This is a genomic window from Micromonospora sp. CCTCC AA 2012012 (assembly GCF_040499845.1).
In the GTDB taxonomy this organism is placed as follows: Bacteria; Actinomycetota; Actinomycetes; order Mycobacteriales; family Micromonosporaceae; genus Micromonospora; species Micromonospora mangrovi.
Map to the genome: position 1 here is coordinate 1273590 of NZ_CP159342.1, position 23038 is coordinate 1296627.

The window sequence follows — 23038 nt, forward strand, 5'->3', positions numbered from 1 at the left end:
GGCCCGGAAATCCGCCGCCGTTTCCCGCCGGCATCCGCGGGTACGCGGCGGCGAGCACCGGAGGGGGTACCGATGAACTACGACACCTTCGTCGACCAGGTCGCCCAACGCACCCGCACGCCGTCGGAGCGGGCGGTCGAGCTGACCCACGCCACCCTGGAGACGCTGGCCGAGCGGTTGACCGGCGGCGAGGTGCTCGACCTCGCCATCCAACTGCCCCGCCCGTTGCAGGTGGTGCTCAAGCCCAGCCCCGACACGGAGGCCGCCGACCGGTTCGGCGCCGCCGAGTTCGTCGCCCGGGTCGGCCAGCGGGCCGGTGTCGACGGCAACGTCGCCCGGGACGCCGTCCGGGCGGTCTTCACCACGCTGCGCGAGGCGATCAGCGGCGGCGAATTCGACGACCTGGTGACCCAGCTGCCGCGCGACTACCGGGAGATGGTGGAGCCCGCCCTCGCGCCCGGCGCCACCCTGCGCCGACGCTGACACCTGCGCCCGACCGACGCCCGTCGCGCCGCTCGACGCGGTCGGGTCGTGCGTGCCGAGGCCCGGCGCGGTCAGCCGATCGCGCCGCTCGCCCGGAGGGCGGCGATCCGGTCGGCGTCGAAACCCGCCTCGACCAGTACGTCGTCGGTGTGCTCGCCGGGTGTGGGCGGCGGCCGGCGCAGCGCCGTCGGGGTGCCCGAGAAGCGCGGCGCGGGGGCGGGCTGGGTCACCCCGTCGTGCTCGACGAAGACGCCCCGGGCCGCCAGGTGCGGGTGCTCCGGCGCCTCCCGCCAGTCCAGCACCGGCGCGACGCAGGCGTCGGTGCCGGCCAGCAGCGCGGTCCACTCGTCCCGGGTGCGGGTGCGGAACAGCCGCGCCCACGCCTCGCGCAGCGCCGGCCACTTCGCCGGGTCGTTCCGGTCGGGCGCCTCGTCGCCGGCCAGCGGGAAGCCGGTCAGCCGGACCAGCTCGGCGTAGAACTGCGGCTCCAGCGCGCCGACGGCGACGTACCGGCCGTCGGCGCACTCGTAGGTGTCGTAGAACGGGGCGCCGCCGTCGAGCAGGTTCACCCCGCGCGGGTCCTGCCACATGCCGAACCGGCGCAGCGCGTGGATCTGGGTGGACAGCACCGACACGCCGTCCACGATGGCCGCGTCCACCACCTGACCGGGGGCGCCGGCGCGGACCGCGTACAGGGCGGCGACCACGCCCAGGGCCAGCATCATGCCGCCGCCACCGAAGTCGCCGAGCAGGTTCATCGGCGGCACCGGGCGCTCGCCGGCCCGGCCGATCCCGTGCAACGCCCCGGTCAGCGCCAGGTAGTCGATGTCGTGCCCGGCGGAGGGGGCCAGCGGGCCGTCCTGTCCCCAGCCGGTCATCCTGCCGTACACCAGGCGGGGGTTGACCCGGTGGCAGTCCTGCGGGCCGAGCCCGAGTCGTTCGGTCACCCCCGGGCGGAACCCCTCGACCAGCGCGTCGGCGCCCGCGACCAGGGCCAGCACGACCTCCCGCCCGCCGGGCGACTTGAGGTCCACCGCGACGGACCGGCGGCCCCGGTTGAGCAGGTCACCGGGCGGGCTGCCGAAGCCGGCCGGGCTGGTGCGGTCCACCCGGACCACGTCGGCGCCCAGGTCGGCCAGCATCATCGCGGCGAACGGGCCGGGGCCGATCCCGGCCAGCTCCACCACCCGTACGCCGGTGAGCGGACCGGTCGGGGCAGGGGCGTCAGCGGTCATCGGGCCACGATAGGCGTCGACGTCCCCGCCCGGTGCCCGGGGACGGGCACGGCGGTGCCACACAGCCGTTGACCAGGGCAACCGTGCTGCGTCGAAGTTTGGCAGCACGGTGAGGATGCCCTAATCTAGGGGGCACGAGGGGAGTACTTCCCACGAACCATTCCGGTCAGTACGGCGCGCCCCGGGCGTGCCTCGGGTGGTTGCCCACGATCCGTGGGTGAAGGAGACCTCGAACATGACACGGTGTTCGAGGAGGCTCCATGAGCGATCTGTCATACCTGTCCGCCGGTGACCTGTCGTCGGTCGGTACGCCTACCCTCTGGGCGGTGACCATCGTCGGCGTACTCGTCCTGCTGGTGCTGGACTTCCTGGTCACCCGGCGCCCGCACGAGGTGTCGATGCGCGAGGCGATCGGCTGGTCGGCGTTCTACATCGCCCTGCCGCTGGCCTTCGGCGGCTGGATCTGGTCCCGGTTCGGCTCCCAGCAGGGCGTCGAGTACCTCACCGGTTACCTGGTCGAGAAGTCGCTCTCGGTCGACAACCTCTTCGTCTTCATGCTGCTGCTGGCCGCGTTCGCGGTGCCCGCCGTGCTCGCCCAGCGGGTGCTGCTCTACGGCATCGCCGGCGCGCTGGTGCTGCGCGCGATCTTCATCGCCCTCGGCGCCGCCGCCCTGCAGACCCTCGACTTCGCCTTCCTGCTGTTCGGCCTGATCCTCATCGCCACCGCGGTCAAGCTGCTGCGCGACGCGGTCTCGGGGCACGAGCAGGAGGTCGACATCAACAAGATGCGGTCGGTCAAGCTGCTGCGCAAGGTGATGCCGGTGGTCGACGAGTACCACGGCACCAGGCTGACCATCCGGCAGGCCGGTCGCCGCGCGCTCACCCCGTTCGCGCTGGTCGTCGTCGCGGTGCTCGCCACCGACATCGTCTTCGCCGTCGACTCGGTCCCCGCCGTGTACGGCATCACCGAGGACCCGTACCTGGTCTTCGCCACCAACGCCTTCGCGCTGCTGGGGCTGCGGGCGCTCTACTTCGTGCTGCACGCCGCGCTGAGCCGACTGGTGCACCTCAGCTACGGTCTCGCGATCATCCTCGCCTTCATCGGCGTCAAGCTCGGCCTGCACTGGGCACACGGGATCTGGGCCGGCGTGCCGGAGATCCCGACCCTGGCCTCGCTCGGCGTGATCATCGGCGTCCTGGTGGTGGTGACGCTGACCAGCCTCCGCGCCACCCGCAACGCCCCGCCCGGCGAGAAGGAGATCGTCGTCGAGCGGCACTGAGGTGACGACGAGGGGCCTGCGCCAACCGGGCCCCTCGTCGTCCCGCAGGTGGTAGGAAAGGCGAGTGGGAATCGTGTCGCCAGGGTTCCAGGGTCGGCCCCGTTCGGCGGAGCCGGCCCTGCCGCCGGGGCAGTACCTGACCGAGGACTTCCCGGTGCTCTCCGCCGGCCCCACCCCGCGGGTGCCGCAGGAGACCTGGGAGTTCGTCATCACCGACGAGACCGGCGCCCAGTTCCGCTGGTCCTGGGCCGAGCTGATGGGTCTGCCCCAGGAGACGCCGACGGTGGACATCCACTGCGTCACCCGCTGGTCCAAGCTCGGCACCAGCTGGCAGGGCGTCTCGCTGGACACCCTGCTGGACGGGATCGACACCGCCGCCGACTACGCGCTGGTCCACTCGTACGGCGGGTACACCACCAACCTGCCGCTGGACGACCTGCGGGACGGGCGGGCGTGGGTGGCGCACACCTTCGACGGTGCGCCGCTGGACCGCGAGCACGGCGGTCCGGCCCGGCTGCTCGTGCCGCACCTGTATTTCTGGAAGTCGGCGAAGTGGGTGCGCGGGATCCGGCTGCTGGTCGACGACGAGCCGGGCTTCTGGGAGACCGCCGGCTACCACGACTACGGCGACCCGTGGCGCGAGCAGCGCTACCAGGGCGACTGAGGTGGCCGCACCAACTCCCGGCGGGCGGACCGGCACGCCGTTGACCTGGCGGGTGGCCCGCCTGGTGGAGCGCCGGCCCGAGACGCCGACCGCGCAGACCCTGGTGCTGGAGGTTCCGGGCTGGCCGGGGCACGTGGCCGGGCAGCACGTCGACGTCCGGCTCACCGCTCCGGACGGCTACCAGGCCGCCCGGTCGTACTCGCTGGCCGGGCCGGCCGAGGGGGACCGGATCGCGCTGACCGTGCAGAGGGTGCCCGACGGTGAGGTGTCGCCGTACCTGATCGACGTCTGGGCCGCCGGCGACCCGGTGGAGGTGCGCGGCCCGGTCGGCGGCTGGTTCGTCTGGCGTACGACGGAGGCCGCGCCGGTGCTGCTGGTGGCCGGCGGTTCCGGGGTGGTGCCGCTGATGGCGATGATCCGTGCCCGCCGGGCGGCGGGCAGCCGGGTGCCGTTCCGGCTGATCTATTCGGTGCGCACCCCGGCCGACGTCATCTACGCCGACGAGCTGCGCCGCCGGGCCCGCGACGACCAGGGCCTCGACGTCGCGTACGTCTACACCCGGGCGGCACCCGACGGCTGGCGGGGCGAACCGCACCGGCTCGGCCTGGCCGACGTGAACACCCACGGCTGGCCGCCCGACCTGGAGCCGCTCTGCTATGTCTGCGGACCCACCGGCTTCGTGGAGACGGTGGCGGACCTGCTGGTCGGGCTGGGTCACCCGGCGCGGCGGGTGAAGACCGAACGCTTCGGCCCGACCGGATGAACGGCGAGGAGACCTGATGACCGAGATGTCGTACCTGGACGGCAACATGCTCGACGGGCCGCTGCGGGAGCTCTTCGCCGTGGACCTCAGCTCCGCGACCGGGCGCTGCGAGTCGTGCGGGATGGTCGGCCCGATGGCCGGCCTGCACGTCTTCTCGCACGCGCCCGGGCTGGTCGGCCGCCGCCCGGCCTGCACGGAGGTGATGCTGCGGCTGGTCCGCGCACCCGACCGGGCCTGGCTGGACCTGCGCGGGTCCACCTTCCTCCAGGTGCCGATGCCGCCGGACCAGCCGCACCCCCGTCCGCTCTAGCGACCGTCGACGGTGCCGGTCAGGTCGGCGCGGCGGGGCGGGTCCGCGCCGGCCCGCCGGCAGGTCAGCGCCGCCACCAGGGTGGCGTGGTCGAGCACCGCGCCGAGCCGCCCCGCGTCGAGGTCACCGACGGCCGTGGGGGTCGCCGCGTCCGCCTCGACCAGGGCGTCCAACAGTCCGGCGGTGAAGGCGTCCCCGGCCCCGACGGTGTCCACCACGGTCACCCGCCGGGCGGGTCGGGTCACCTCGACCGACCCGGTGGCGGCGTAGGAGCCGGCCGCGCCCCGGGTCACCACCACCAGGCGTACGCCGAGGTCGAGCAACCGGCGGGCGGCGGTCTCCACCGACGCGCCCGGGAAGAGCCAGGCCAGGTCCTCGTCGCTGGCCTTGACCAGGTGGGCGTGCCGGGCCAGCGCGACCAGCCGGTCCCGGGCGGCGTCCGGGTCGGCGAGCACCGCCGGGCGCACGTTCGGGTCGAGGCTGACCAGCACCCGCCCGGCGGCGTGCTCGCGGGCCAGCACCCCGGCGACCTGCTCCGCGCCGGGCGGGAGCAGCGCCGCGAGCGAACCGGTGTGCAGCACCCGCGTGTCGGCGGGCAGCGACCCCAGCTCGTCGGCGGTCCAGTGCCAGTCGCTCGTCCCGTCCAGATAGAAGTCGTAGCCGGCGGCTCCCGTGTCGTCGAGCGAGACGACGGCCAGGGTGGCGGGGCGGTCGTCGGCCACCGCCGACGCGACGTCCACCCCGTTGGTCTCGGCGTGGGCGCGCAGCCGCCGGCCGAAGGCGGTGCGGGAGAAACGGGCCAGCATGGTGGTGGGGCGGCCGAGGCGGGCCAGCCCCACCGCCACGTTGAGCGGGCTGCCGCCGGGGTGGGCGGCGAAGAGGTCGCCGCCGGCCGAGGGCGCGAGGTCGATGACGGCCTCGCCGAGCACGGTGAGCACGCTCAGGCCCCCGCGGCCACGGTGTCGGCCTGGGTCCGGTCGCCGGCCTGGGCCGGGTCCGGGGCGACGTCCCGACGGCCGTGCACCGAGTACGGGGTGCCGGGCTCGGCGTCGCCGAGTAGCACCGTGCCGTCCGGGAGGACCCGGACCGGGACCGGGTCGCTCAGCTCGCCGACGAAGCGACCCTCCTCGTCGTGGTGCAGGAAGGCCAGCAGCTGCCAGCGACCGTCGTTGTCACGGACCAGGCGTCCGCTGTAGAGGCTGTCGTCGGTGAGCCGCTGCGCCTTCGCGGCGTCGAACGGGCCGAGCAGCGAGTCACCGGGCACCGCCCAGACGCCGCAGGCCCGGGCGTCCCGGCAACGCTCGGCGAGCTGGTCGTGCAGGCAGGAGAAGAGCAGGATCGGCCGGCCGTCGACGATCTCCACCTGCGGCACCTCCAGGTGCCCGAAGCCGCTGCCCGGTGCGGTGACCGGCGGCTGTGCCTCCCAGTGCACCAGGTCGTGCGAGCGGGCGTGCGCGATGACGCCCCGGTCGTCGACCGGGCCCTCGTTGGCCCGCGCGGTGATCAGCATGTGCCAGCCGTCGCCGTCCGGGTCGGCGAAGACCCACGGGTCCCGCCACGCCTCGTCCTGCCAGGTCGAGTCGCCGAGGCGCTCGTACCAGCGGCCGGCGGCGGTGAGCACCGGTGCGGCGGGGTGCCGCTCCCAGGTGACCAGGTCCGTCGAGGTGGCCAGGCCGATCCGCTGCACCAGCGCCCGCTCGGTGCTGCCCGCGCCGGTGTAGAACATGTGCCAACGACCGTCGGGGCCGGGCAGCACCGAACCGGTCCAGGTGGCGATGTCGTCGAAGGCGGGCCGGTCGGCGGGGACCAACGCGTCGGCGAGCTGCGTCCAGGTGCGCAGGTCGGTGGAGACGGCGTGACCGACGCTGGCCCGGAAGTGCCGCCGGTCCGGGTCGCCGAGCGCCCGGGAGGCGCGCAGGAAGTACAGGTGGTGGGTGTCGCCCTCGCGGGCGAACCAGAAGTCCCAGATCCAGGCGTCGGGAAGTCGCAGCACGGTGGTTCCTTTCGGTGCCGCGCGCGGGCGGCGGGGGTCGGCCGCCGCGCGGGGCGGCGGAGGACGTCGGCGGGGGAGACCGACGGGGTGTGCGGAGGCTCAGGCGGATGGCGCGGCGGCGACCGAGTCGCGACGGACCAGGGGGCAGGGCATGACGACCTGCCGGGCGGTCCGCCGGCGGGTCCCCTTCGGCTGGTTGAGCAGGTCCACCATGGTCTCCACCGCCCAGGCGCCCATCTCGTAGTGCGGCAGGGCCACGGTGCTCAGACCGGGGTACAACCCCTCCGCGATGAGTTCCTGGTTGTCGAAGCCGATCACCGACAGGTCGGTGGGGATGCGCAGGTCGAGTTCCGCGGCGGCCCGGTAGGCGCCCATCGCCATCCGGTCGTTGAAGCAGAACAGGGCGGTGGGCCGGTCGGGCAGCCGGAGCAGCTCGCGGGACACCCGGTAGCCGCCGTGGCTGTCGGAGACCTCGGCGCGGACCAGTTCCGGCCGGAACGGCACCCCGGCCTCGCGCAGCGCCGCCTGGTAGCCGAGCAGCCGGCCCCGGGTGGCGGGGATGTCGTCGACGTTCGTGACGAAACCGATCCGCCGGTGGCCGTGGGCCAGCAGCTCGCGGACGGCGACCTCGCCGCCACCGCGCTCGTCGGGCACCACCGACGGCCACACGGGGTCGGTGCTGCTGGCGTCGAGGAGCACCACCGGCATCGGCGCCAGCTCGTCGGGGACCCGTACCACCCGGTGGTACATGGTCGCGTAGAGCACGCCGTCGACCCGGTGCTGGGCGAGCGCCTGGATCTCCCGCCGTTCGACCTCCGGGTCGCCCCCGGTGGTGAGCAGCATGAGCACCCAACCACGCGCCGAGGCGGTCTCCTGCGCGCCGAGGATGATCCGGCCCGCGTGCGGGGTGGTGGCGATGACGTCGCTGAGCAGGCCGAGGGTCTGCGAGCGTTGCAGCCGCAGCCCCCGGGCCAGCCCGTTCGCCGCGTAGCCGAGCTGGCGGGCCGCCGACTCGACGCGTTCGCGGGTCTCCGGACTGACCCGGGTGCCGGACTTGTTGTTCAGCACATGGGACACGGTGGTCACCGAGACGCCCGCCGCGGCGGCGACGTCCCGGATGCTCGCCTTGGATCCCATCAGCTCACCACTACCCTGCTCGCGGGGGTCCGGGCGTCCGGAGTGGACGACCGGTCAACGGTATCGGACCGGTCACTCGTCCCACAGGCCGTGCTCGGGCCAGCGGCGCGGCAGGCGCTCGGCCACCGGCGGCAGCTCGGGCAGCGGCTTGTGCGGGTGGTGCTGGTACCAGTACGCCACCGAGGAGAAGTCGTTGCCCTGGTCGTTGGCGTGCCCGTGCTCGATCGTCACCCTGATCGACGACGAGAAGCGCACCGGGTCCTCGATGTGGAACCGGTACATGCTCCACAGGCCGAAGTGCTCCTGCGGGCTGCTGGCCAGGCTGATGCCGTGGTACGGGCCGGCGTACGCGCCGCTGGGGAAGCCCCACGCCGCGTTGAAGTAGTCCTCGGTGCCGGTGCCGTGCAGCGACGGGGGCCACTGCTCGCCGTCGATGAAGATCATGTCGTCGCCCTCGCCCGGCCAGGTGTACGGCTGGTTGGAGGCGTTGTGGTTGTCGATGCTCAGCACGCAGCCGACGTAGTGCCCGGCCCCGCCGTCGGTGTCGAGGATGACGTAGTTGTCGTCACCGGTCAGGTTCACCCCGGGCAGGTCCCACGGGTTCGGCACCTCACCCGGGGCCAGCCCGTTCGGCACCGGCGTGCAGGGCTTCTCCTGCCGGTAGTAGGCGTGGAAGTAGGCCACGTCGTCCGGCTTCGCCTCGTCGGTCAGGTCGTAGTCGACGTAGTAGAAGAGGTTCTCGATCGGCTGGTCGGACTCGTTCCGGATGACGATCTTCGCCGAGCTGCCGAACGGCATCGGGAAGTACGAGTTCATCGCGGCGGCGAACGGCCCCTTCGGGCCGCGACGCGGGCCGAACACCATGCTCAGCGGCAGCGAGACGTAGTGCGTGCAGGTGGCGTGCCCGACGCCGAAGAAGTCACCCAGCGGGCTGCGGACGCTGGGGTTCTCCTCGCCGTCCCAGTACATCTCGATGACCAGCTTGCGCAGGTACTTCTCGGAGTAGCAGCGGGTGGTCAGCCAGATGTGCTCGATGACGCCGGTGCCCTCGATGTCCGCCAGGACGTGCGTCTCGCCCGGCGGGACGACCGCGAAGTCGCGGTTGCCGCCGGTACGGTCCCAGCTCGACTCGCGCCGGGAGCGGCCGGCCTTGACCCGGGTGAGACCCGCGAGGGGGCTGGTGGGTCGCCAGAACGACATGGTGCTTCCTTTCCGGGGTGGTGCGGGGGGATTGGTGCGTCAGCCCTTGACCGCGCCGAGGCTGAGCCCGGCGACGATCCGCCGTTGCAGCAGCAGCGTGAGGACGACCGCGGGTACGGAGTAGAGGGTGGCCAGCGCCGTCATCGGGCCCCAGTCGAGGCCGAACTGGCTCTGGAAGTTGGCGATCGCGATCGGGGTGGTCTGTGCGCGTACCGAGGTGAGCAGGAGGGCGAAGAGGAACTCGTTCCAGGAGGCGAGGAAGGCGAAGATGGCGGTGACCGCGACCCCGCCGGAGACCACCGGCAGGATCACCCGCCGCAGCGCGGTGAACCGGCCGCAGCCGTCGACCAGCGCCGCCTCCTCGATCTCCCGGGGCACGCCCTCGAAGAAGCTGGCCAGCAGCCAGATCGACAGCGGCAGCGCCACCGTGGTCTGGGCCAGGGCCAGCCCGGTCGGGGTGTCGGTGAGGCCGACCGCGCCGAGGATGGTGACCAGCGGGATGCCGATCGCCACCGCCGGGGCCATCCGGACCAGCAGCGAACCGGCCATCAGGATCCGCCCGGTGCGGCTGCGGTAGCGGGTGATGGCCCAGGCGGCCGGGATGGCCAGGGCCATCGACAGCAGCGTGGCGATCACCGCGGTGCTGACGCTGTTGACGAAGGAGGCGGTGACCCCGGGCCGCTGGAGCGCGGTGAGGTAGTTGTCCAGGCTGAACCGCTGGGGCAGCACGGTGGGCGGCACCGCGATGGCGTCGACGGCCGGCTTGAACGAGGTGAGCACGAGGTAGCCGAACGGGAAGGCGTAGAGCGCCACGACCGCGACGGCGGCGGCCCAGAGCAGCCCGGTCCTGATCCGCGCGGCGAGCAGGTGCGACATCAGGACTCCTTGCCCGGTCGCCAGATGGTCAGCACCGCGACCATCGCGACCAGCATCATGACGATCATGAACAGGGTGCTGGTGGCGGCGGCCGTGCCGGGGTCGTTGTAGCTGACCATCGTCTTGTAGATGGTCAGGCTCAACGTCTCCGACGCGGACTGCGGGCCGCCGTCGGTCTGGATGAGGATCACGTCGAACGCCCGGGCGGCGTCCACGCCCCGGATGATCAGCGCCACCGCGATCACCGGCCGCAGCAGCGGCAGGGTCACGCTGACCAGCAGCCGCAGCCCGCGCGCGCCGTCGAGGCGGGCCGCCTCGTACAGGTCCGGCGGGATGGCCTGGAGGCCGGCGTAGAGCACCAGGGTCATGAACGAGGTGGTGAGCCAGATGTCCGGCAGCGCCACCGAGAAGAGCACCAGGTCGGGGTCGCTGAGCCAGGAGACGTCGCCGGGGTTGCCCAGGACGCCGACCCGGGTGAGCAGCTCGTTGACGATGCCGACGTTGTCGATCATCAGGAACCGCCAGAGCAGGCCGGCGACCACCGGGGCGATCATCAGCGGATAGAGGAAGAGCGTCTGGAGGATCCGGGCCTTCGGGCCGAGCCGGTGGAACAGCAGCGCCACGGCCAGGCCGAGCACGAGTTCCGCCGTCACCACGATCACCGTGTAGGCCAGCGTCCGGCCGGCCGCCGCCCGGATGCCCGGGTCGGTCAGCGCGGTCAGATAGTTGTCCAGCCCGGCGAAGCTCCGCCCGTCGCCGAGCCCCGAGCCGGTGTACAGGCTGTCGACGGCGAGCTTCACCAGCGGCCAGCCGACCAGCGCGAGCAGCACCACCGCGGCCGGGGCGGCGAGCAGGGTGGCGTACCCCGCGTCCGACAACCGGCCGCGGGCCCGCGACCGCCGTCGGACGGCGGCGGGTTCCGGTGCCGGCGCCGACGGGGTACGCGGCGGCGCCACCGGCGCTGTCCGGGTCACTTGATGATTCCCTCGATCTGGGTACGGGCGGCCTTGAGCAGGGCGGCGTAGTCGGCACCCGGGGTGAGCGCCTTCTGGATGGTGGGGACCAGGACGCTGTCCACGATCCGCTGCCAGTGCGGGCTGGCCGGGCGGGCCCGGGTGGCCGAGGCGTTGAGGGTGGACAGCAGCGGGCCGAACGACTCGTAGCCGGGCTTGTCGGCGTACTGCTGGTAGGCGGACTTGCGGGCGGCCAGGCCGAGGCTGGTCTCGATGCTCAGCGCGTTGGTGTCGTAGGCGGCCTTGATGAACTGCTGCGCCAGGTCGGCCTTCGCGCCGCCCTTCGGGGCGGACAGGTACCACGGGCCGGGGATGCCGGCGACGCCGGCGGTGCCGCCGATCATCGGCGCCGCGCCGACCTTGCCGGCCACCTTCGCGTCCTTCGGGATCTGCCGGTACGCGTGCGCCCAGAACCGGGTCATCGCGGTCTGCCCCTGGTTGAACAGGTTCTGCGCGGCGTTCCAGTCGGTCTGCGCGGCGCCGGCCGGGGCGACCTTCTGCTTGTTGTTCAGGTCGGCGTAGAAGGTCAGCGCGGCGAGGTGCTGGGCGTTGTCGACGATGACGGTGCCGTTGTCGTCGAGGACCACGCCGGGGGAGCCGGCCTGGAGCACGTGCGCCAGCCACTCGGTCTCCACCGCGCCCTTGACGTCGGTGCCGTAGAGCTTCTGGTCGGGCCGGGTGAAGAAGGTGGCGATGTCGGTGAACTGCTGCCAGGTGGTGGGCGGCGCGAGCGGGTAGCCGTACTTCCTGGCGAAGGCGGCCTTCTCCTTCGGGTCCTCGAAGAGGTCCTTGCGGTAGAAGAGGATCTCGCTGTTGGTCCAGACCGGCATGCCGATGAAGTGCCCGTCGGACTGGGCCTCGGCGACCAGGGCGGGGAAGAGGTCGTTCTTGACCTCGGGGGTGAAGAGGCCGTCGAGGGCGGCCAGCTTGTTCGCCAGCAGCGGGATCCAGACGGCGTCGACGGCGCAGACGTCGAAGGAGGGCTTGCCGCTGGCGAGTTCGCTGGTCAGCCGGTTGAACAGCCCGTCGTAGGGGAGTTCGACCAGGGTGACGACGGTGCCGGTGTCCTGCTTGAACTTGTCGACCACCGGCTGGAGCTCGATCTTGCCGCCGCCCTCGCACGCCACGGTGAGGGTCTTGGCGTCGGACGAGCCGGTGCCGCTGCCGCCGCCGGCGCCGCAGGCCGCGGTGCCGAGCAGGGCGGCCGCGCCGGCACCACCGGCGAGGCCGAGGAAACCACGGCGGTTCCATCCGCCGATTGCTGTCGGGGAGACGCGAGGGGCCATGGTGCTGCTCCGTTTCAGGGGTTCGCCGGGCGCGTGGGGGCGCGCGCCGGAGCGCGTGGCGGGAAAGTCGGTGAGCAGTGCCAAAACCTTTTGGCAAAAGCTTTTGGCAGAGCCTAAGAGCGCACCCTGTGGCGGTCAAGTGTCCAACCGGTAAATTCCCCCGCCCCGCCCCGCCCCGCCCCGCCCCGCCCCCCCCGGGCCCCGCCCCGCCCCCCCCGGTGATCAAGAGCTTTGCGTCGGGATCCGGGCGTGAGGCGACGCAAACCTCTTGATCAACGCCTCGGCGGGCGGTGTGGGCGAGGGTCAGGGTGTGCGGGTGAGGTGAGCCAGGTCGGCGGCCGGCTCGGCGTGGGTGCCGGGCGTGCGTGCCGGTGCCGGGGCGGCCGACGGACGGGACCGCTGCGGCAGCGGCGCGGCGGGGGCCGGGCCGCGCCGTCGGCGGCGGGCCAGCCGGGCGGCCACCTGACGGACGGTCACCGGCACGACCGAGAGGACGAGCTGCCCGCTGCGCGGGTCGACGGTGGCGGTCACGCCGTACAGCCGGAGGCCGTGCCGCAGCAGGCGCGGGCGGCCGGTGACCAGGCGCGGCGCGCGGACCGGCGCGCTGCCCCGGCCGTACGCCCCGGTCAGCTCCGCCCGGACCGGATGCCGTTGCCCGGTCGCGGCGCTCGCGGCCAGGAGTTCGTCCACCGGGAAGTCGGTGCGGACGGTCCGGCCCGTCGGGTCGGTGGCGTCCAGCAGGGTGGTGCCGGCGAGCCGCCCGGCCACCAACCGGACCGGCCCGCCGTCGGCCGCGAAACCGGGGTACGGGCTGCGCGCCGTCACCGCCAGGGTGTCCCGGTCGGTCCAGCGCACCTCGACGGTGTCCAGCTTCGCCAACCAGTCCGCCCGGACGTCGGTCACGTCGGCCCACCGGTCGCCGCCCGGATAGCCGGCGTGCCAGCGGTCGCCGCGGACCACCGTCGGCGGGACGCCGTGCTCGGCGTCCTGGGCGATCACGGCGAGCAGGTCGTCCACCCCGCCGGCGGTCACCGCGCCGAGCCGCAGCCGCGCCTCGATGTCGAGCCGGTCGCGCAGGCCGTCGGTGACGTGCCGCTCGATCAGCCGGCGGACCGTCGCGTGCACCCGCTCCTGGGTGGGCCGGTCCAGCAGCCGGAAGTCGTCGCCGACCAGGTTGGCCAGCTCCAGGCCGACGTGCCGGCGCAGCACCGCCTCGCGGCGTGGGCCGGCCGGGATCAGGTCGGCGACGAACGCGAAGAGCCGCTCCACACTGGCCAGCCGCGCCTCCACCCGGCTGTGGTACGTGATGTTGCGGGCGTTCAGCCGGCGTACCGCGTGGTAGTAGTCGTAGTCGGCCAGCACGGTGATCCGCCGGGCCCGGTAGCAGGCCTCCAGCGTGAACGGCTGGTCGCTGAGCACCGGCATGTCCTCGGGGAACCGCAGCCGGTGCGTGTCGATCAGGTCGCGGCGGAACAGCTTGGTGTTGGCGAGCGACCAGGGCAGCGCCGAGTCGAAGAGGTCCACGTCGACCGCGTTGCCGGCGGCGAAGACGTCGGCGAAGACGTGCCGGCCGTTGACTCCGACCACCCTGCCGAGCACCACGTCGGAGCCGTACCGGTCGGCGGCGGCGACGAGGCGTTCCAGCGCCTCCGGGCCCAGGTGGTCGTCGGAGCCGAGGAAGAAGACGTACCGGCCGGTGGCCAGGTCGAGGCCGCGGTTGCAGGGGGCGGCGGGACCGCCCGAGTTGGGCTGGTGCGCCACGGTCACCAGGCCCGGGTGGCGGGCGGCGAGCCGGTCCAGCAGCCGGCCGCCGCCGTCGGTGGAGCCGTCGTCCACGGCGACGATCTGCATCCGTTCCCGGCCGATGGTCTGCGCCAGCAGCGAGTCCAGGCAGGTCCGCAGGTAGGGCATGGTGTCGTAGACGGGCACGATGACACTGACGTCGGGCGCGGTCATCGGATCGCTCCTTCGGCGGGGGCGGGGATGGCGTCGTCGGTGGTGGCGGGCAGCAGCCGGCGGTAGACCCGATCCAGCACCTCGGCCTGCGCCGCCCAGGTCCAGCCGGCCAGCAGGCCGGGCCGGTCGTACGCGGCCCGGTACCGGGCCGGGTCGGCCAGCACGGCGGTGACCGCGCGGACCAGGTCGGTCACGTCCCCGGCGGTGAACACCTCGCCCTGCCCGGTCTCCCGGACGGTGGCTGCCATGGTGCGGACGTCGCTGACCACCACGGGCAGCCGGGCGTGGGCGTACTCGAAGAACTTGGTGATCAACGCGATCTCGTGGTTGGGCCAGTGGTGGATCGGGATGATCCCGACGTCCGCGCCGGCCAGGAAGGGGACCACCTGCCAGTGCTTCACGTACGGCAGGACGTGCAGCCGGTCGGCCACGCCGAGCTTCCCGGCGCGGTCGGCGAGCTCCTCGACGTGCCGCCGCGCCGGGTCGACCACCAGCGCCAGGTGCACGCCGGGCAGCCGGGGCAGCGCGTCGACCAGCGTGGTCAGCCCGCGCTGCGGGGCCGCCGCACCGCTGTAGACCAGCAGCGGGACGTCGGCGCCGAGGCCGCACTCGACGCGCACGTCCGGCGGCGGCCCCGCACCGGCCGGGCGGTGCTCGACGGCGGGCGCGTTGAGCACCACGGACGGCAACTCCGGCAGCCGGTGCTCCCGGCGCAGCAGCTCGGCCAGGTCGGCGGAGACGGTGACCACGGCGTCGGCGTGCGGGGCGTACTCCCGCTCGTGGGCGCGGTGGGCCGGCAGCCAGCGGGCGTGGTCGCGCCAGGGCCGCAGGCCGGGCAGGAACTCGTGCGCGTCCCAGACCAGGGCGACCCGGCGGCCCTGCGCGGCGGCCCGGATCTTGGCGCGGGCGCCGACGCCGAGCATCCGGAAGTCGTGCGCGTGGATCAGGTCGGGGCGCAGCCGGTCCAGCTCCGGGCCGTAGGCCAGCTCGTAGTCCCAGAGGCCCGGCTCCAGCCGCCGCCACGCCCGGTCGCGCCGCACCGCCTGCCAGAACAGGGTGTACGCCCGGTCCCACGGGTTGCGGAACCTCCGGCCGCTGCGGACCCGGTGCATCATCCTCGTGCGCAGCCACACCCAGCGCGCCAGCAGCCGGGCGGCGGTGGACCGCAGGCGCAGCCGACGCCGCGCCCGCCGCAGCCGGGCACCGTCCAGGTCACCGGCCCGGGCCCGCTGCTCCAGCAGCGCCGCCTCGACGGTCAGGTCGGCCTGCCAGCCGCGCACCTGGTGGGCCCGGTAGTCGGCGATCCCACCCGGCCGGTACGCCAGCGGCCAGCGCAGCCAGGAACGGCGGAACTCGTGCCGGCGGCGGTCCAACGGGTCGGGCACCGGCAGCAGGCGCACCTCGGCGGCACCGAGCCGCCAGGTCACCTCGACGTCGTGCGGGGACCGGCCGAGCAGGGTGACGTCCCAACCCGCCTCGGCGGCGGACCGGGCGACCTTCTGCACCCGGGAGTCACCGTCGACCCGGTTGTCGACGATCATGACGACCCGGGCCCGCCGGGGCGCGGCCGTCGTGTCGTCCGGTGCCACCTGTTGCTCCTCCGCTGCTCCGCCGGCCTCTCCGGCGCGTCACCACGCTCATCGAGGCAGTGGGCCGGACGGCGACACCGACGTGACGCGGAGGCGACCGTCCGACGGCGGTTCGGTGGTGACCCGGCCGGCGTCGCCGGTGGGGAGCGCCGCAGCGACCCTCCCCACCGGCGACGGTGCTCAGCCGGCCGCGGCGGACAACCGGCGCCAGGCCAGCGCGGTGAGCACGGTCAGCGCGGCGGCCGCCAGCCAGAACGGCGCCACGATGCTCCCGGTCGTCCGGGCGAGCAGACCGCCGACGGCGGTGCCGACGGCCGCCCCGCCCAGGTCGGCGAGGGCGTAGACGCTGTTCACCCGGCCGCGCAACCGGTCCGGCACGAGCCGCTGCCGCAGCGACACCACCAGCACGCCCCACACCATGGCGTGCACCCCCCACACCGCCATGGCGGCGCCGGCCACCCACGGCTGCCGGGTGGTGGCGAGGACGACCTGGAGTCCGATCTCGATCAGCAGGCCGACCCGCAGCAGGGTCGGGGTGCCGAACCGGGCCCGCAGCCGGGGCGCCAGCCCGGTGCCGGCCAGGCCGCCGATCGCCGAGGCGGTGAGCAGCACCCCGTACCCGACCTCGGTGAGGCCGAGCCGCTGCCGGGCGTAGAGCACGAACGCGGCGAACGCCGCGCAGAACGCCACGTTCATCACCGCGATGCAGCCGGCGAGGGTCCGCAGCACGGGGATCCGCCAGAGCGCGCGTACCCCGGCGGAGATGTCGGCCCGCAGCGAGCGCGGCGGGTCGGCCGCCGGCTCGGGTGCCGCTGGCGGCACCGGACGCCACCGCAGCAGCGCCAGCAGCAGCGCGGCCAGCCCGAAGCTGGCCGCGTCGACGCCGAACGGCAGCGCCGCAGCGAGCACGAAGAGGTACGCCCCGAGCGGCTTCGCCGCGAACTGGTTGCCCACCACGAAGGTGGCGAAGAGCCGGCTGTTCGCCTGCTCCAGCCGCTCGGGCGGCACCACCGAGGGCAGCAGCGCCCCGGCGGCGGTGTCGGCCAGGGTCTCCCCGACGCCGGTCAGGAAGAACGCCAGGCAGATCAGTGGCACGGTGACCAGCCCGGTGAGCACCGCGACGGCGAGCGCGGCCAGCACCAGGCCCCGGCCCAGATTGACGCCGATGATCAGTCGACGGCGGTCGAGCCGGTCCACCAGCGCACCGCTGACCAGCGCGAAGAGCAGCCAGGGCAGTTGCTGGGCCAGGACGGCCGCGGCGATGGCGGCCGGGTCACGGGTGAGCGAGGCGACCAGGAGGGGCCCGGCCACCATGGTGACGCCGTCACCGAGGTTGGAGACCGCGCTGGCGGTCCAGAGGCGGAGAAAGTCGGGGCCGAGCTGGCCCGGGGTGACGTCGGTGGTCATGCCGACCACCGCGCAGGGTGATGACGTCCGGGCGCGACGGGGCGCCCGGACGGATGGTCCGGAAACACGAGGAACTCCCTCGGAAGCGATGTGGTGGCGTGGTCACGCCATGACGGAGGACCCGCGCGGAGGGCGGGTCACCTGATCGCTTCGCGAGGCGGGGCGGGGTCCGGGGACGATCGGTGCGCCGGCAGGGCGGCGCGGATCGGGTTGGGGCCGAGCGGCCGGTCGGGCCGCCGGCTCGGTCAGGACGCCGTGGTCCGCCGCGGCGAAGCGAGCACCAGCACCGTGCCGAGAAGAGCCATACCCATGATCGACCTCCTGTCGTCCTGGCTCACCCTAGGGCTCCGGCTTCGTCGGCGCGACCCCGGTTGGACAACGGTGGGCGGGGCGGTGAGAGTGTGCCGACGTGAGATACCTGCGTACCGGTGCGACGGTGGGGATCCGCCGGCCCCGCCCCACCGACGAGGCCGAGTTCGTGGCCGCCGCCCGGCGCAGCCGGGAACTGCACCACCCGTGGCTCGCCGCACCGGCCGATCCCACGGCGTACGCCGCGTGGCTGCGCAAGATCCGTCGCCGGGACAGCTCCGGCTTCGTCTTCTGCGACCGGGCCAGCGGGGAGATCGCCGGGTACGCCTCGATCAGCGGCATCGTCCTCGGTGCGCTGCGCGGCGGCTACCTGGGTTACGCCGCGTTCCTGCCGTACGCCGGCACCGGCCACGCCTCGGCCGGCATCGGCCTGGTGGTGGCGTACGCGTTCGACGCGATGGGGCTGCACCGGCTGGAGGCGAACATCCAGCCCGGCAACGAGCCCTCGAAGCGGGTGGCCCGCAAGCTCGGTTTCCGGCAGGAGGGGTTCTCCCCGGACTACCTCTTCATCGACGGGGCGTGGCGGGACCACGAGCGGTGGGCGATCACCGCCCCGGCGGCCGACTGAGTCGCCGACCGGCCACCGGGGCGGCCACCGGTCAGCTGCCGGGACGCGGGAAGGCGACGGGGCTGCGGTGCCCGTCCCGGTCCACCGCGCGTACCCCGAAGAAGACGTTGTCCTTGGAGAGGTCGACGGTCACCTCGGTGACGTCGCCGACTGCGATCACCCGCTGCCACTCGGCGGCCGTGGTCTCCCGCCACAGCACCTCGTAGCCGGCCAGGTCGGGCTCGTCGCCGCGCTGCCAGCGCAGCGTCGTGTCGTTGGTGAGGTTGCTGGTGACGATCACCGCCCCCTTCGGGGTGCCCGGCGCCTGCGCCAACGACCAGAGCGCGGCGCCGTTCACCCGGGCCACCCGGGTGATGTAGTCGAAGTCGCAGAACTCCGGCAGGTCGCCGTACTGCACGCCGTCGACCACCCGGACGTCCTGGTGCTGGTGGGCGAAGTCCTCGTTCGGCTCGGTGAAGCGGCCGGCCGGCCAGCCCTGGCGCAGGAACGAGATGTGGTCGCTGCCGCGCAGGTAGCGGTCCCGCCGGTAGACGACCCGGATCCGCATGCCGGTGGCACCGTTCTCGGCGACGTCGGCGACGAACCGGGCGAGCTGCCGGGACGGCGAGTCGTTCTCGCCGCCCACCGACTGGCGGACGCTCGCCTCGGCCGGGGTCTCCGCGGTCGGCACTCCCTCGGCGAAGAGCCGGACGGTCCGCGGGTCGCGGGTGCCGTCGTCGGCGGTGCTGCTGCCCACGATGTCGTTGCTGAACATCCCCTGCACGTCGACACCGGCCGCCTTGAGCTGCCCGGCCAGGTACGCCGAGCCGTACAGGCCCTGCTCCTCGCCGGCCACGGCGGCGAAGACGACGGTGGCCTCGACGGGCCGGGTCGCCATCACCCGGGCCAGCTCCATCAGCACCGCCACCCCCGACGCGTCGTCGTCGGCGCCGGGGGCGTCACCAACCGCGTCCATCACGTCGGTCGCGCGGGAGTCGTAGTGGCCGGTGACCACGTACACCCGGTCGGGGGAGGAGACGCCGCGCAGGGTCGCCACCACGTTGGTGATCCGGGTCGCGGTGGGGATCCGCGAGGCCGGCTGCTGGACGTACGACTGGAGTTCCACCGTCATCCGGCCGCCGGACGCGGCGGCGTACTCCGACAGCCGGTCGCGGATCCAGTCTCGGGCGGCGCCGATGCCGCGCTGCGGGTCGTCCTGGGCCGAGAGGGTGTGCCGGGTGCCGAAGGCGGCCAGCCGCCGGACGGTGGCCTCGATCCGGTCCCGGTCGACCTCGCGCAGCAGCGCGGCCAGCTCCCGGCCGGGCGGCTGGGGGCGGACCGGCTGGCCGGGGCCGGGCGGTGGGCCGGGCTCGTGCGCGGCCGCCGCCGTGCCGGTCAGCGGGGCGGCGACGGTGGCGGCGGTGGCCGCCGCGGACGCGGTGAGGAAGCTGCGCCGGGTCGACCTCGTGGGCCGTTCCCCGGCGGTCTCATGGGATCCCATCAGCGCATCCTCGTCCCGTGTCATGACGTTTGTCTATATCCACCGCGGCTCGGCGGGCACGTTTGTCGGGCGTGTCGACGGGAACGGCAGCGGGCATGACGAAACCTCGTGTGGTGATCGTGGGGGCCGGGTTCGCCGGATACCACGCGGCGAAGACGTTGAGCCGGCTCGCCGGCAAGCGGGCCGAGATCGTCCTGCTGAACTCGACCGACTACTTCCTCTATCTGCCGCTGCTGCCCGAGGTCGCCGCCGGCGTCGTGGAGCCGACCCGCATCTCGGTGCCGCTGTCGGGCACCCTCGACGGCGTCCGGGTGGTGGTCGGCGAGGCGGACCGGGTGGACCTGCAGAACCGCTGGATCGGCTACCGGCAGCAGGAGGGGGACCGGGGGCGGCTCGCGTACGACCGGCTCGTGCTCGCCGTCGGCAGCGTGAACAAGCTGCTGCCGATCCCCGGCGTGACCGAGTACGCCCACGGCTTCCGGGGCCTGCCCGAGGCGCTCTATCTGCACGACCACGTGGTGCGGCAGGTCGAGCTGGCCGAGCTGACCGACGACCCGGCCGAGCAGCGCGCCCGGACCACCTTCGTGGTGGTCGGCGCGGGCTACACCGGCACCGAGGTCGCCGCACACGGCCAGCTCTTCACCGACCGGCTGGTCAGGCAGCGCCCACACCTGAACGTCCGCCCGCGCTGGCTGCTGCTCGACGTGGCGCCCCGGGTGCTGCCCGAGCTGGACCAGCGGATGTCGGTCACCGCCGACCGGGTGCTGCGCCGACGCGGCGTGGACGTGCGGATGGGCACCTCCGTCTCGGAGGCCACCCCGGACGGGGTGATGCTGACCGACGGCGAGTACGTGCCCACCTGCAGCCTGGTCTGGTGCGTCGGGGTACGCCCCGATCCCTTCGTCGCCGAGCTGGGCCTGCGCACCGAGAAGGGCCGGCTGGTGGTCGACGAGTACCTCACCGTCCCCGGCTTCCCCGAGGTGTACGCCTGCGGCGACGCCGCCGCCGTGCCCGACGTGACCCGCCCCGGGCAGGTCTGCGCGATGACCGCCCAGCACGCGCAGCGGCAGGGCAAGCTCGTCGCGCACAACATCGCCGCCTCCTACGGGCAGGGCAACCGGAAGCCGTACAAGCACCACGACCTGGGCTGGGTGGTCGACCTCGGCGGGAAGGACGCCGCCGCGAACCCGCTGAAGGTGTCGCTGTCCGGCCTGCCGGCCAAGGCGGTCACCCGCGGCTACCACCTGCTCGCCATGCCCGGCAACCGGGCCCGGGTGGGGGCGGACTGGGTGCTGGACGCCACCCTGCCCCGACCCGCCGTGCAGCTCGGCCTGGTGCCGGGCACCGCCGTGCCGCTGGAGAGCGAGTCGCCCGAGGTGGTCCGCCGGGCCTGACCGCCCGGCTCAGCCGTCGGCCGGCGGCCGGTCCCCGTCCCCGGGGTGCCGGCCGCCGGCCGCGTCGTCGTCGGTGTCGCCGGTGGCCGGCGACGGCACGCTGCGCAGCCCGGCCGGCGCGTACTCGCGCAGCAGGATCTGCACCACGCCCGCCGCCGGGATGGCCAGCAGGGCGCCCACCAGACCGGCCAGCTCGGCCGCGAGCAGCACGCTGACCAGCACGGTCAGCGGGTTCAACCGGACCGCCCGGGACATGATCAGCGGTTGCAGCAGGTGGTTCTCCACCTGCTGGTAGACGACGAAGAAGACCAGCACCACCACGCCCGTGCCCGGCGAGTGCAGGAAGCCGGCGCCGGCCGCGAGGATCGCCCCGAGGGTCGCGCCCACCAGCGGGATCAGGTCCGCGATCGCCACCAGCAGCGCGATCACCGCCGCGAACGGCACGCCGGTGAGGAAGAGCACCAGAAAGGTCAGACCACCGCAGATCACGCTGATCAGCAGGTTGCCGCTGAGGTAGCCGGTGATCGTGCGGGAGGTGTCGCGGCCGACGCGGCGCAGCCGCTGCGCCGGGCCGTCGCCCACCAGGGCCAGCGTCGCGGCGATGATCCGCGGGGCCTCCAGCACCATCAGGTACGCCAGCACAATCACCGTGACCAGCCCGGCGAGGGTCTCCAGCACGCCCCGGACCAGCCCCACCGCCGGTTGGCGCAGCTGCGCGCCGTACTGGCGGATCTGGTGGGAGTGGCTGGTGGCGTACTCCCGCAGCCGCAGCCGTTGCAGCACCTCGCCGATCGGTCCCCGGCCGGCGCGGGCCTCGCGCAGCAGCTCCGGCGCCCGGTCGGCGAAGCGTCCCACCTCGTCCAGCAGCGGCAGCACGATCCCCGCGGCGATCCCGGCGAGCAGCCCGAACGCGGCCAGGAAGACCAGCAGCGTGGCCAGGGCGCGGCGCCGGACCCAGCGCCGCTCCACCTGGTCCACCAGGGGCTTCAGCGCCACCGCGAAGAAGACGGCGACCAGCAGCCAGATCAGCACCCGTCGGGTGGCCCAGAGCAGGACCAGCACCAGCATGGTGGCCAGCACCAGACCGATGACGATCAGCGCCCGTCGGGCGGTGCCCCGGTCGTCGGCTCTGCTCATCCGGCGCGGCTACCCGGCCGGGGGCGCGGAAAACCCCCGGCGGCCCGCGGCGGTTCAGCCGTCGGCGAGGGTGGCGTCGGTGGCCGGGCGGGCACCGGAGACGAAGGCGTCCAGCGCCGCGCCGTGCAGCACCCCGCCGGGCAGCGGGTCGGCGGCCACCCGGGCCGTCAGCCGGCGTACCGGCAGGCGGTCGGGGCGGTGCGCGGCGGCGAGCACCAGGTTGCCGTACCGCCGGCCGCGCAGCATCCGGCGGTCCGCCAGCACGCAGACGTCGGCGAAGACGGCGCGCAGCGTCGCCACCTGCGTACGGGAGAAGGTCAGCGGGGGCAGGTCGGTCACGTTGACCAGGTAGACGCCCTCCGGGCGCAGGGTCCGGGCCACCTCGGTGACGAACTCGACGCTCGCCACGTGGGCCGGCATCCGGGCGGCCCGGTAGATGTCGGCGAGGACCACGTCGTACCGGGCGGGCGGGGCGGCGGTCACCGCGTCCCGGGCGTCGGCGACCGTCACGGTCACCTCGGTCGGGAGCGCGGGCAGCTCGCGGCGGACCAGCTCGACCACCGCCGGGTCCCGCTCCACGACCCGCTGTGCCGAGCCGGGACGGGTGGCGGCCAGCCAGCGGGGCAGGGTGAGCGCGCCACCGCCCAGGTGCAGCACGTCCAACGGCCGGCCGGCCGGGGCGACCACGTCGAGCACCGCGGCCATCCGGCGGACGTACTCGAAGTGCAGGTGGCGGGGGTCGACGAGGTCCACGTACGACTGGGCCACGCCGGCGGCCAGCAGCGTGCGCCCGGTCCGGCGCGCCGGGTCGACGACCAGCGCGAGGTCGTCGGCGGGGCTCTCCATGGCCGGCAACGGTACCGGGCGGGGCCGGCGGGCGAACCGCCCGCCGGCCCCG

21 protein-coding genes are annotated in these 23038 nt (G+C 74.0%); 7 read left to right on the forward strand and 14 right to left on the reverse strand.

Annotated features, from left to right (window positions below):
• Positions 1 to 72: 72 nt before the first annotated feature.
• Positions 73 to 483, forward strand: coding sequence for a DUF2267 domain-containing protein (locus tag ABUL08_RS05905; RefSeq protein ID WP_350935260.1), 411 nt, complete (start codon positions 73 to 75; stop codon positions 481 to 483).
• 71 nt (positions 484 to 554) lie between these two features.
• On the opposite strand, the gene ABUL08_RS05910 is transcribed toward ABUL08_RS05905, so the two are convergent.
• On the reverse strand, positions 555 to 1718 hold the full coding sequence (locus ABUL08_RS05910) for a CaiB/BaiF CoA transferase family protein (protein ID WP_350935262.1): 1164 nt from the start codon (positions 1716 to 1718) through the stop codon (positions 555 to 557).
• 260 nt (positions 1719 to 1978) lie between these two features.
• On the opposite strand from ABUL08_RS05910, the gene ABUL08_RS05915 reads away from it, so the two are divergent.
• The 4 genes from ABUL08_RS05915 (at position 1979) to ABUL08_RS05930 (ending at position 4735) form a co-directional block, all read left to right on the forward strand.
• Complete coding sequence (locus ABUL08_RS05915; protein WP_350935264.1) at positions 1979 to 2998, forward strand: TerC/Alx family metal homeostasis membrane protein; 1020 nt, start codon at positions 1979 to 1981, stop codon at positions 2996 to 2998.
• 73 nt (positions 2999 to 3071) lie between these two features.
• Entirely contained in the window at positions 3072 to 3662 is a 591-nt protein-coding gene (locus ABUL08_RS05920; RefSeq protein ID WP_350938521.1) for a sulfite oxidase-like oxidoreductase, read from the forward strand.
• Position 3663: 1 nt separating this feature from the next.
• Positions 3664 to 4425, forward strand: a complete 762-nt coding sequence (locus ABUL08_RS05925; RefSeq protein WP_350935266.1) for a ferredoxin reductase — start codon at positions 3664 to 3666, stop codon at positions 4423 to 4425.
• 16 nt (positions 4426 to 4441) lie between these two features.
• Positions 4442 to 4735: a DUF6510 family protein gene (locus ABUL08_RS05930; protein ID WP_350935268.1), complete on the forward strand. Its 294-nt coding sequence runs from the start codon at positions 4442 to 4444 to the stop codon at positions 4733 to 4735.
• Here the strand turns inward: ABUL08_RS05930 and ABUL08_RS05935 are convergent.
• The 10 genes from ABUL08_RS05935 to ABUL08_RS05980 form a co-directional block, all read right to left on the reverse strand.
• Positions 4732 to 5673, reverse strand: a complete 942-nt coding sequence (locus tag ABUL08_RS05935) for a carbohydrate kinase family protein (protein WP_350935271.1) — start codon at positions 5671 to 5673, stop codon at positions 4732 to 4734. The two genes, ABUL08_RS05930 and ABUL08_RS05935, sit on opposite strands and share 4 nt — an antisense overlap.
• Positions 5674 to 5675: 2 nt before the next feature.
• Entirely contained in the window at positions 5676 to 6728 is a 1053-nt protein-coding gene (locus ABUL08_RS05940; protein WP_350935273.1) for a glycoside hydrolase family protein, read from the reverse strand.
• A 99-nt stretch (positions 6729 to 6827) separates the two neighbouring features.
• The gene (locus ABUL08_RS05945; RefSeq protein WP_350935274.1) at positions 6828 to 7865 is read right to left on the reverse strand and encodes a LacI family DNA-binding transcriptional regulator; all 1038 of its coding nucleotides are present in this window, start codon (positions 7863 to 7865) and stop codon (positions 6828 to 6830) included.
• A gap of 72 nt (positions 7866 to 7937) precedes the next feature.
• Complete coding sequence (locus ABUL08_RS05950) at positions 7938 to 9065, reverse strand: glycoside hydrolase family 172 protein (protein ID WP_350935276.1); 1128 nt, start codon at positions 9063 to 9065, stop codon at positions 7938 to 7940.
• A gap of 39 nt (positions 9066 to 9104) precedes the next feature.
• Positions 9105 to 9941: a carbohydrate ABC transporter permease gene (locus tag ABUL08_RS05955; protein ID WP_350935279.1), complete on the reverse strand. Its 837-nt coding sequence runs from the start codon at positions 9939 to 9941 to the stop codon at positions 9105 to 9107.
• Positions 9941 to 10915 (reverse strand): carbohydrate ABC transporter permease, encoded by a 975-nt coding sequence (locus ABUL08_RS05960; RefSeq protein WP_350935281.1) that lies wholly within the window; start codon positions 10913 to 10915, stop codon positions 9941 to 9943. Before ABUL08_RS05960 ends, ABUL08_RS05955 begins: the two co-directional genes overlap by 1 nt.
• Entirely contained in the window at positions 10912 to 12240 is a 1329-nt protein-coding gene (locus ABUL08_RS05965; protein ID WP_350935283.1) for an ABC transporter substrate-binding protein, read from the reverse strand. The genes ABUL08_RS05960 and ABUL08_RS05965 overlap by 4 nt, the downstream gene beginning before the upstream one ends.
• A 303-nt stretch (positions 12241 to 12543) precedes the next feature.
• A complete protein-coding gene (locus tag ABUL08_RS05970) occupies positions 12544 to 14196 on the reverse strand; it encodes a glycosyltransferase family 2 protein (protein WP_350935285.1) in 1653 nt (550 codons plus the stop codon).
• On the reverse strand, positions 14193 to 15737 hold the full coding sequence (locus ABUL08_RS05975) for a glycosyltransferase (RefSeq protein WP_350938523.1): 1545 nt from the start codon (positions 15735 to 15737) through the stop codon (positions 14193 to 14195). Before ABUL08_RS05975 ends, ABUL08_RS05970 begins: the two co-directional genes overlap by 4 nt.
• Positions 15738 to 15965: 228 nt before the next feature.
• Positions 15966 to 17192, reverse strand: a complete 1227-nt coding sequence (locus ABUL08_RS05980; RefSeq protein ID WP_350935287.1) for an MFS transporter — start codon at positions 17190 to 17192, stop codon at positions 15966 to 15968.
• A gap of 409 nt (positions 17193 to 17601) precedes the next feature.
• On the opposite strand from ABUL08_RS05980, the gene ABUL08_RS05985 reads away from it, so the two are divergent.
• Positions 17602 to 18129: a GNAT family N-acetyltransferase gene (locus tag ABUL08_RS05985; RefSeq protein WP_350935290.1), complete on the forward strand. Its 528-nt coding sequence runs from the start codon at positions 17602 to 17604 to the stop codon at positions 18127 to 18129.
• A gap of 31 nt (positions 18130 to 18160) precedes the next feature.
• On the opposite strand, the gene ABUL08_RS05990 is transcribed toward ABUL08_RS05985, so the two are convergent.
• On the reverse strand, positions 18161 to 19609 hold the full coding sequence (locus tag ABUL08_RS05990; RefSeq protein ID WP_350935292.1) for a M20/M25/M40 family metallo-hydrolase: 1449 nt from the start codon (positions 19607 to 19609) through the stop codon (positions 18161 to 18163).
• Positions 19610 to 19704: 95 nt separating this feature from the next.
• Between ABUL08_RS05990 and ABUL08_RS05995 the strand changes: the two genes are divergently transcribed.
• Positions 19705 to 21003: an NAD(P)/FAD-dependent oxidoreductase gene (locus ABUL08_RS05995; RefSeq protein WP_350935294.1), complete on the forward strand. Its 1299-nt coding sequence runs from the start codon at positions 19705 to 19707 to the stop codon at positions 21001 to 21003.
• Between the two features lie 9 nt (positions 21004 to 21012).
• On the opposite strand, the gene ABUL08_RS06000 is transcribed toward ABUL08_RS05995, so the two are convergent.
• Positions 21013 to 22140 (reverse strand): AI-2E family transporter, encoded by a 1128-nt coding sequence (locus tag ABUL08_RS06000; protein WP_350935296.1) that lies wholly within the window; start codon positions 22138 to 22140, stop codon positions 21013 to 21015.
• A gap of 54 nt (positions 22141 to 22194) precedes the next feature.
• Positions 22195 to 22986 (reverse strand): spermidine synthase, encoded by a 792-nt coding sequence (locus ABUL08_RS06005; protein ID WP_350935298.1) that lies wholly within the window; start codon positions 22984 to 22986, stop codon positions 22195 to 22197.
• Positions 22987 to 23038: the final 52 nt, after the last annotated feature.

What these genes read in the sequence shown, in the direction of transcription:
- ABUL08_RS05945 (WP_350935274.1), bottom strand. Translation starts at nt 7,865, where the DNA reads ATGGGATCCAAGGCGAGCATCCGGGACGTCGCCGCCGCGGCGGGCGTC.
- ABUL08_RS05965 (WP_350935283.1), bottom strand. Translation starts at nt 12,240, where the DNA reads ATGGCCCCTCGCGTCTCCCCGACAGCAATCGGCGGATGGAACCGCCGT.
- ABUL08_RS05995 (WP_350935294.1), top strand. Translation starts at nt 19,705, where the DNA reads ATGACGAAACCTCGTGTGGTGATCGTGGGGGCCGGGTTCGCCGGATAC.
- ABUL08_RS05950 (WP_350935276.1), bottom strand. Translation starts at nt 9,065, where the DNA reads ATGTCGTTCTGGCGACCCACCAGCCCCCTCGCGGGTCTCACCCGGGTC.
- ABUL08_RS05970 (WP_350935285.1), bottom strand. Translation starts at nt 14,196, where the DNA reads ATGACCGCGCCCGACGTCAGTGTCATCGTGCCCGTCTACGACACCATG.
- ABUL08_RS05910 (WP_350935262.1), bottom strand. Translation starts at nt 1,718, where the DNA reads ATGACCGCTGACGCCCCTGCCCCGACCGGTCCGCTCACCGGCGTACGG.
- ABUL08_RS05905 (WP_350935260.1), top strand. Translation starts at nt 73, where the DNA reads ATGAACTACGACACCTTCGTCGACCAGGTCGCCCAACGCACCCGCACG.
- ABUL08_RS05930 (WP_350935268.1), top strand. Translation starts at nt 4,442, where the DNA reads ATGACCGAGATGTCGTACCTGGACGGCAACATGCTCGACGGGCCGCTG.
- ABUL08_RS06000 (WP_350935296.1), bottom strand. Translation starts at nt 22,140, where the DNA reads ATGAGCAGAGCCGACGACCGGGGCACCGCCCGACGGGCGCTGATCGTC.
- ABUL08_RS05975 (WP_350938523.1), bottom strand. Translation starts at nt 15,737, where the DNA reads ATGATCGTCGACAACCGGGTCGACGGTGACTCCCGGGTGCAGAAGGTC.
- ABUL08_RS05990 (WP_350935292.1), bottom strand. Translation starts at nt 19,609, where the DNA reads ATGGGATCCCATGAGACCGCCGGGGAACGGCCCACGAGGTCGACCCGG.
- ABUL08_RS05955 (WP_350935279.1), bottom strand. Translation starts at nt 9,941, where the DNA reads ATGTCGCACCTGCTCGCCGCGCGGATCAGGACCGGGCTGCTCTGGGCC.
- ABUL08_RS05980 (WP_350935287.1), bottom strand. Translation starts at nt 17,192, where the DNA reads ATGACCACCGACGTCACCCCGGGCCAGCTCGGCCCCGACTTTCTCCGC.
- ABUL08_RS05915 (WP_350935264.1), top strand. Translation starts at nt 1,979, where the DNA reads ATGAGCGATCTGTCATACCTGTCCGCCGGTGACCTGTCGTCGGTCGGT.
- ABUL08_RS06005 (WP_350935298.1), bottom strand. Translation starts at nt 22,986, where the DNA reads ATGGAGAGCCCCGCCGACGACCTCGCGCTGGTCGTCGACCCGGCGCGC.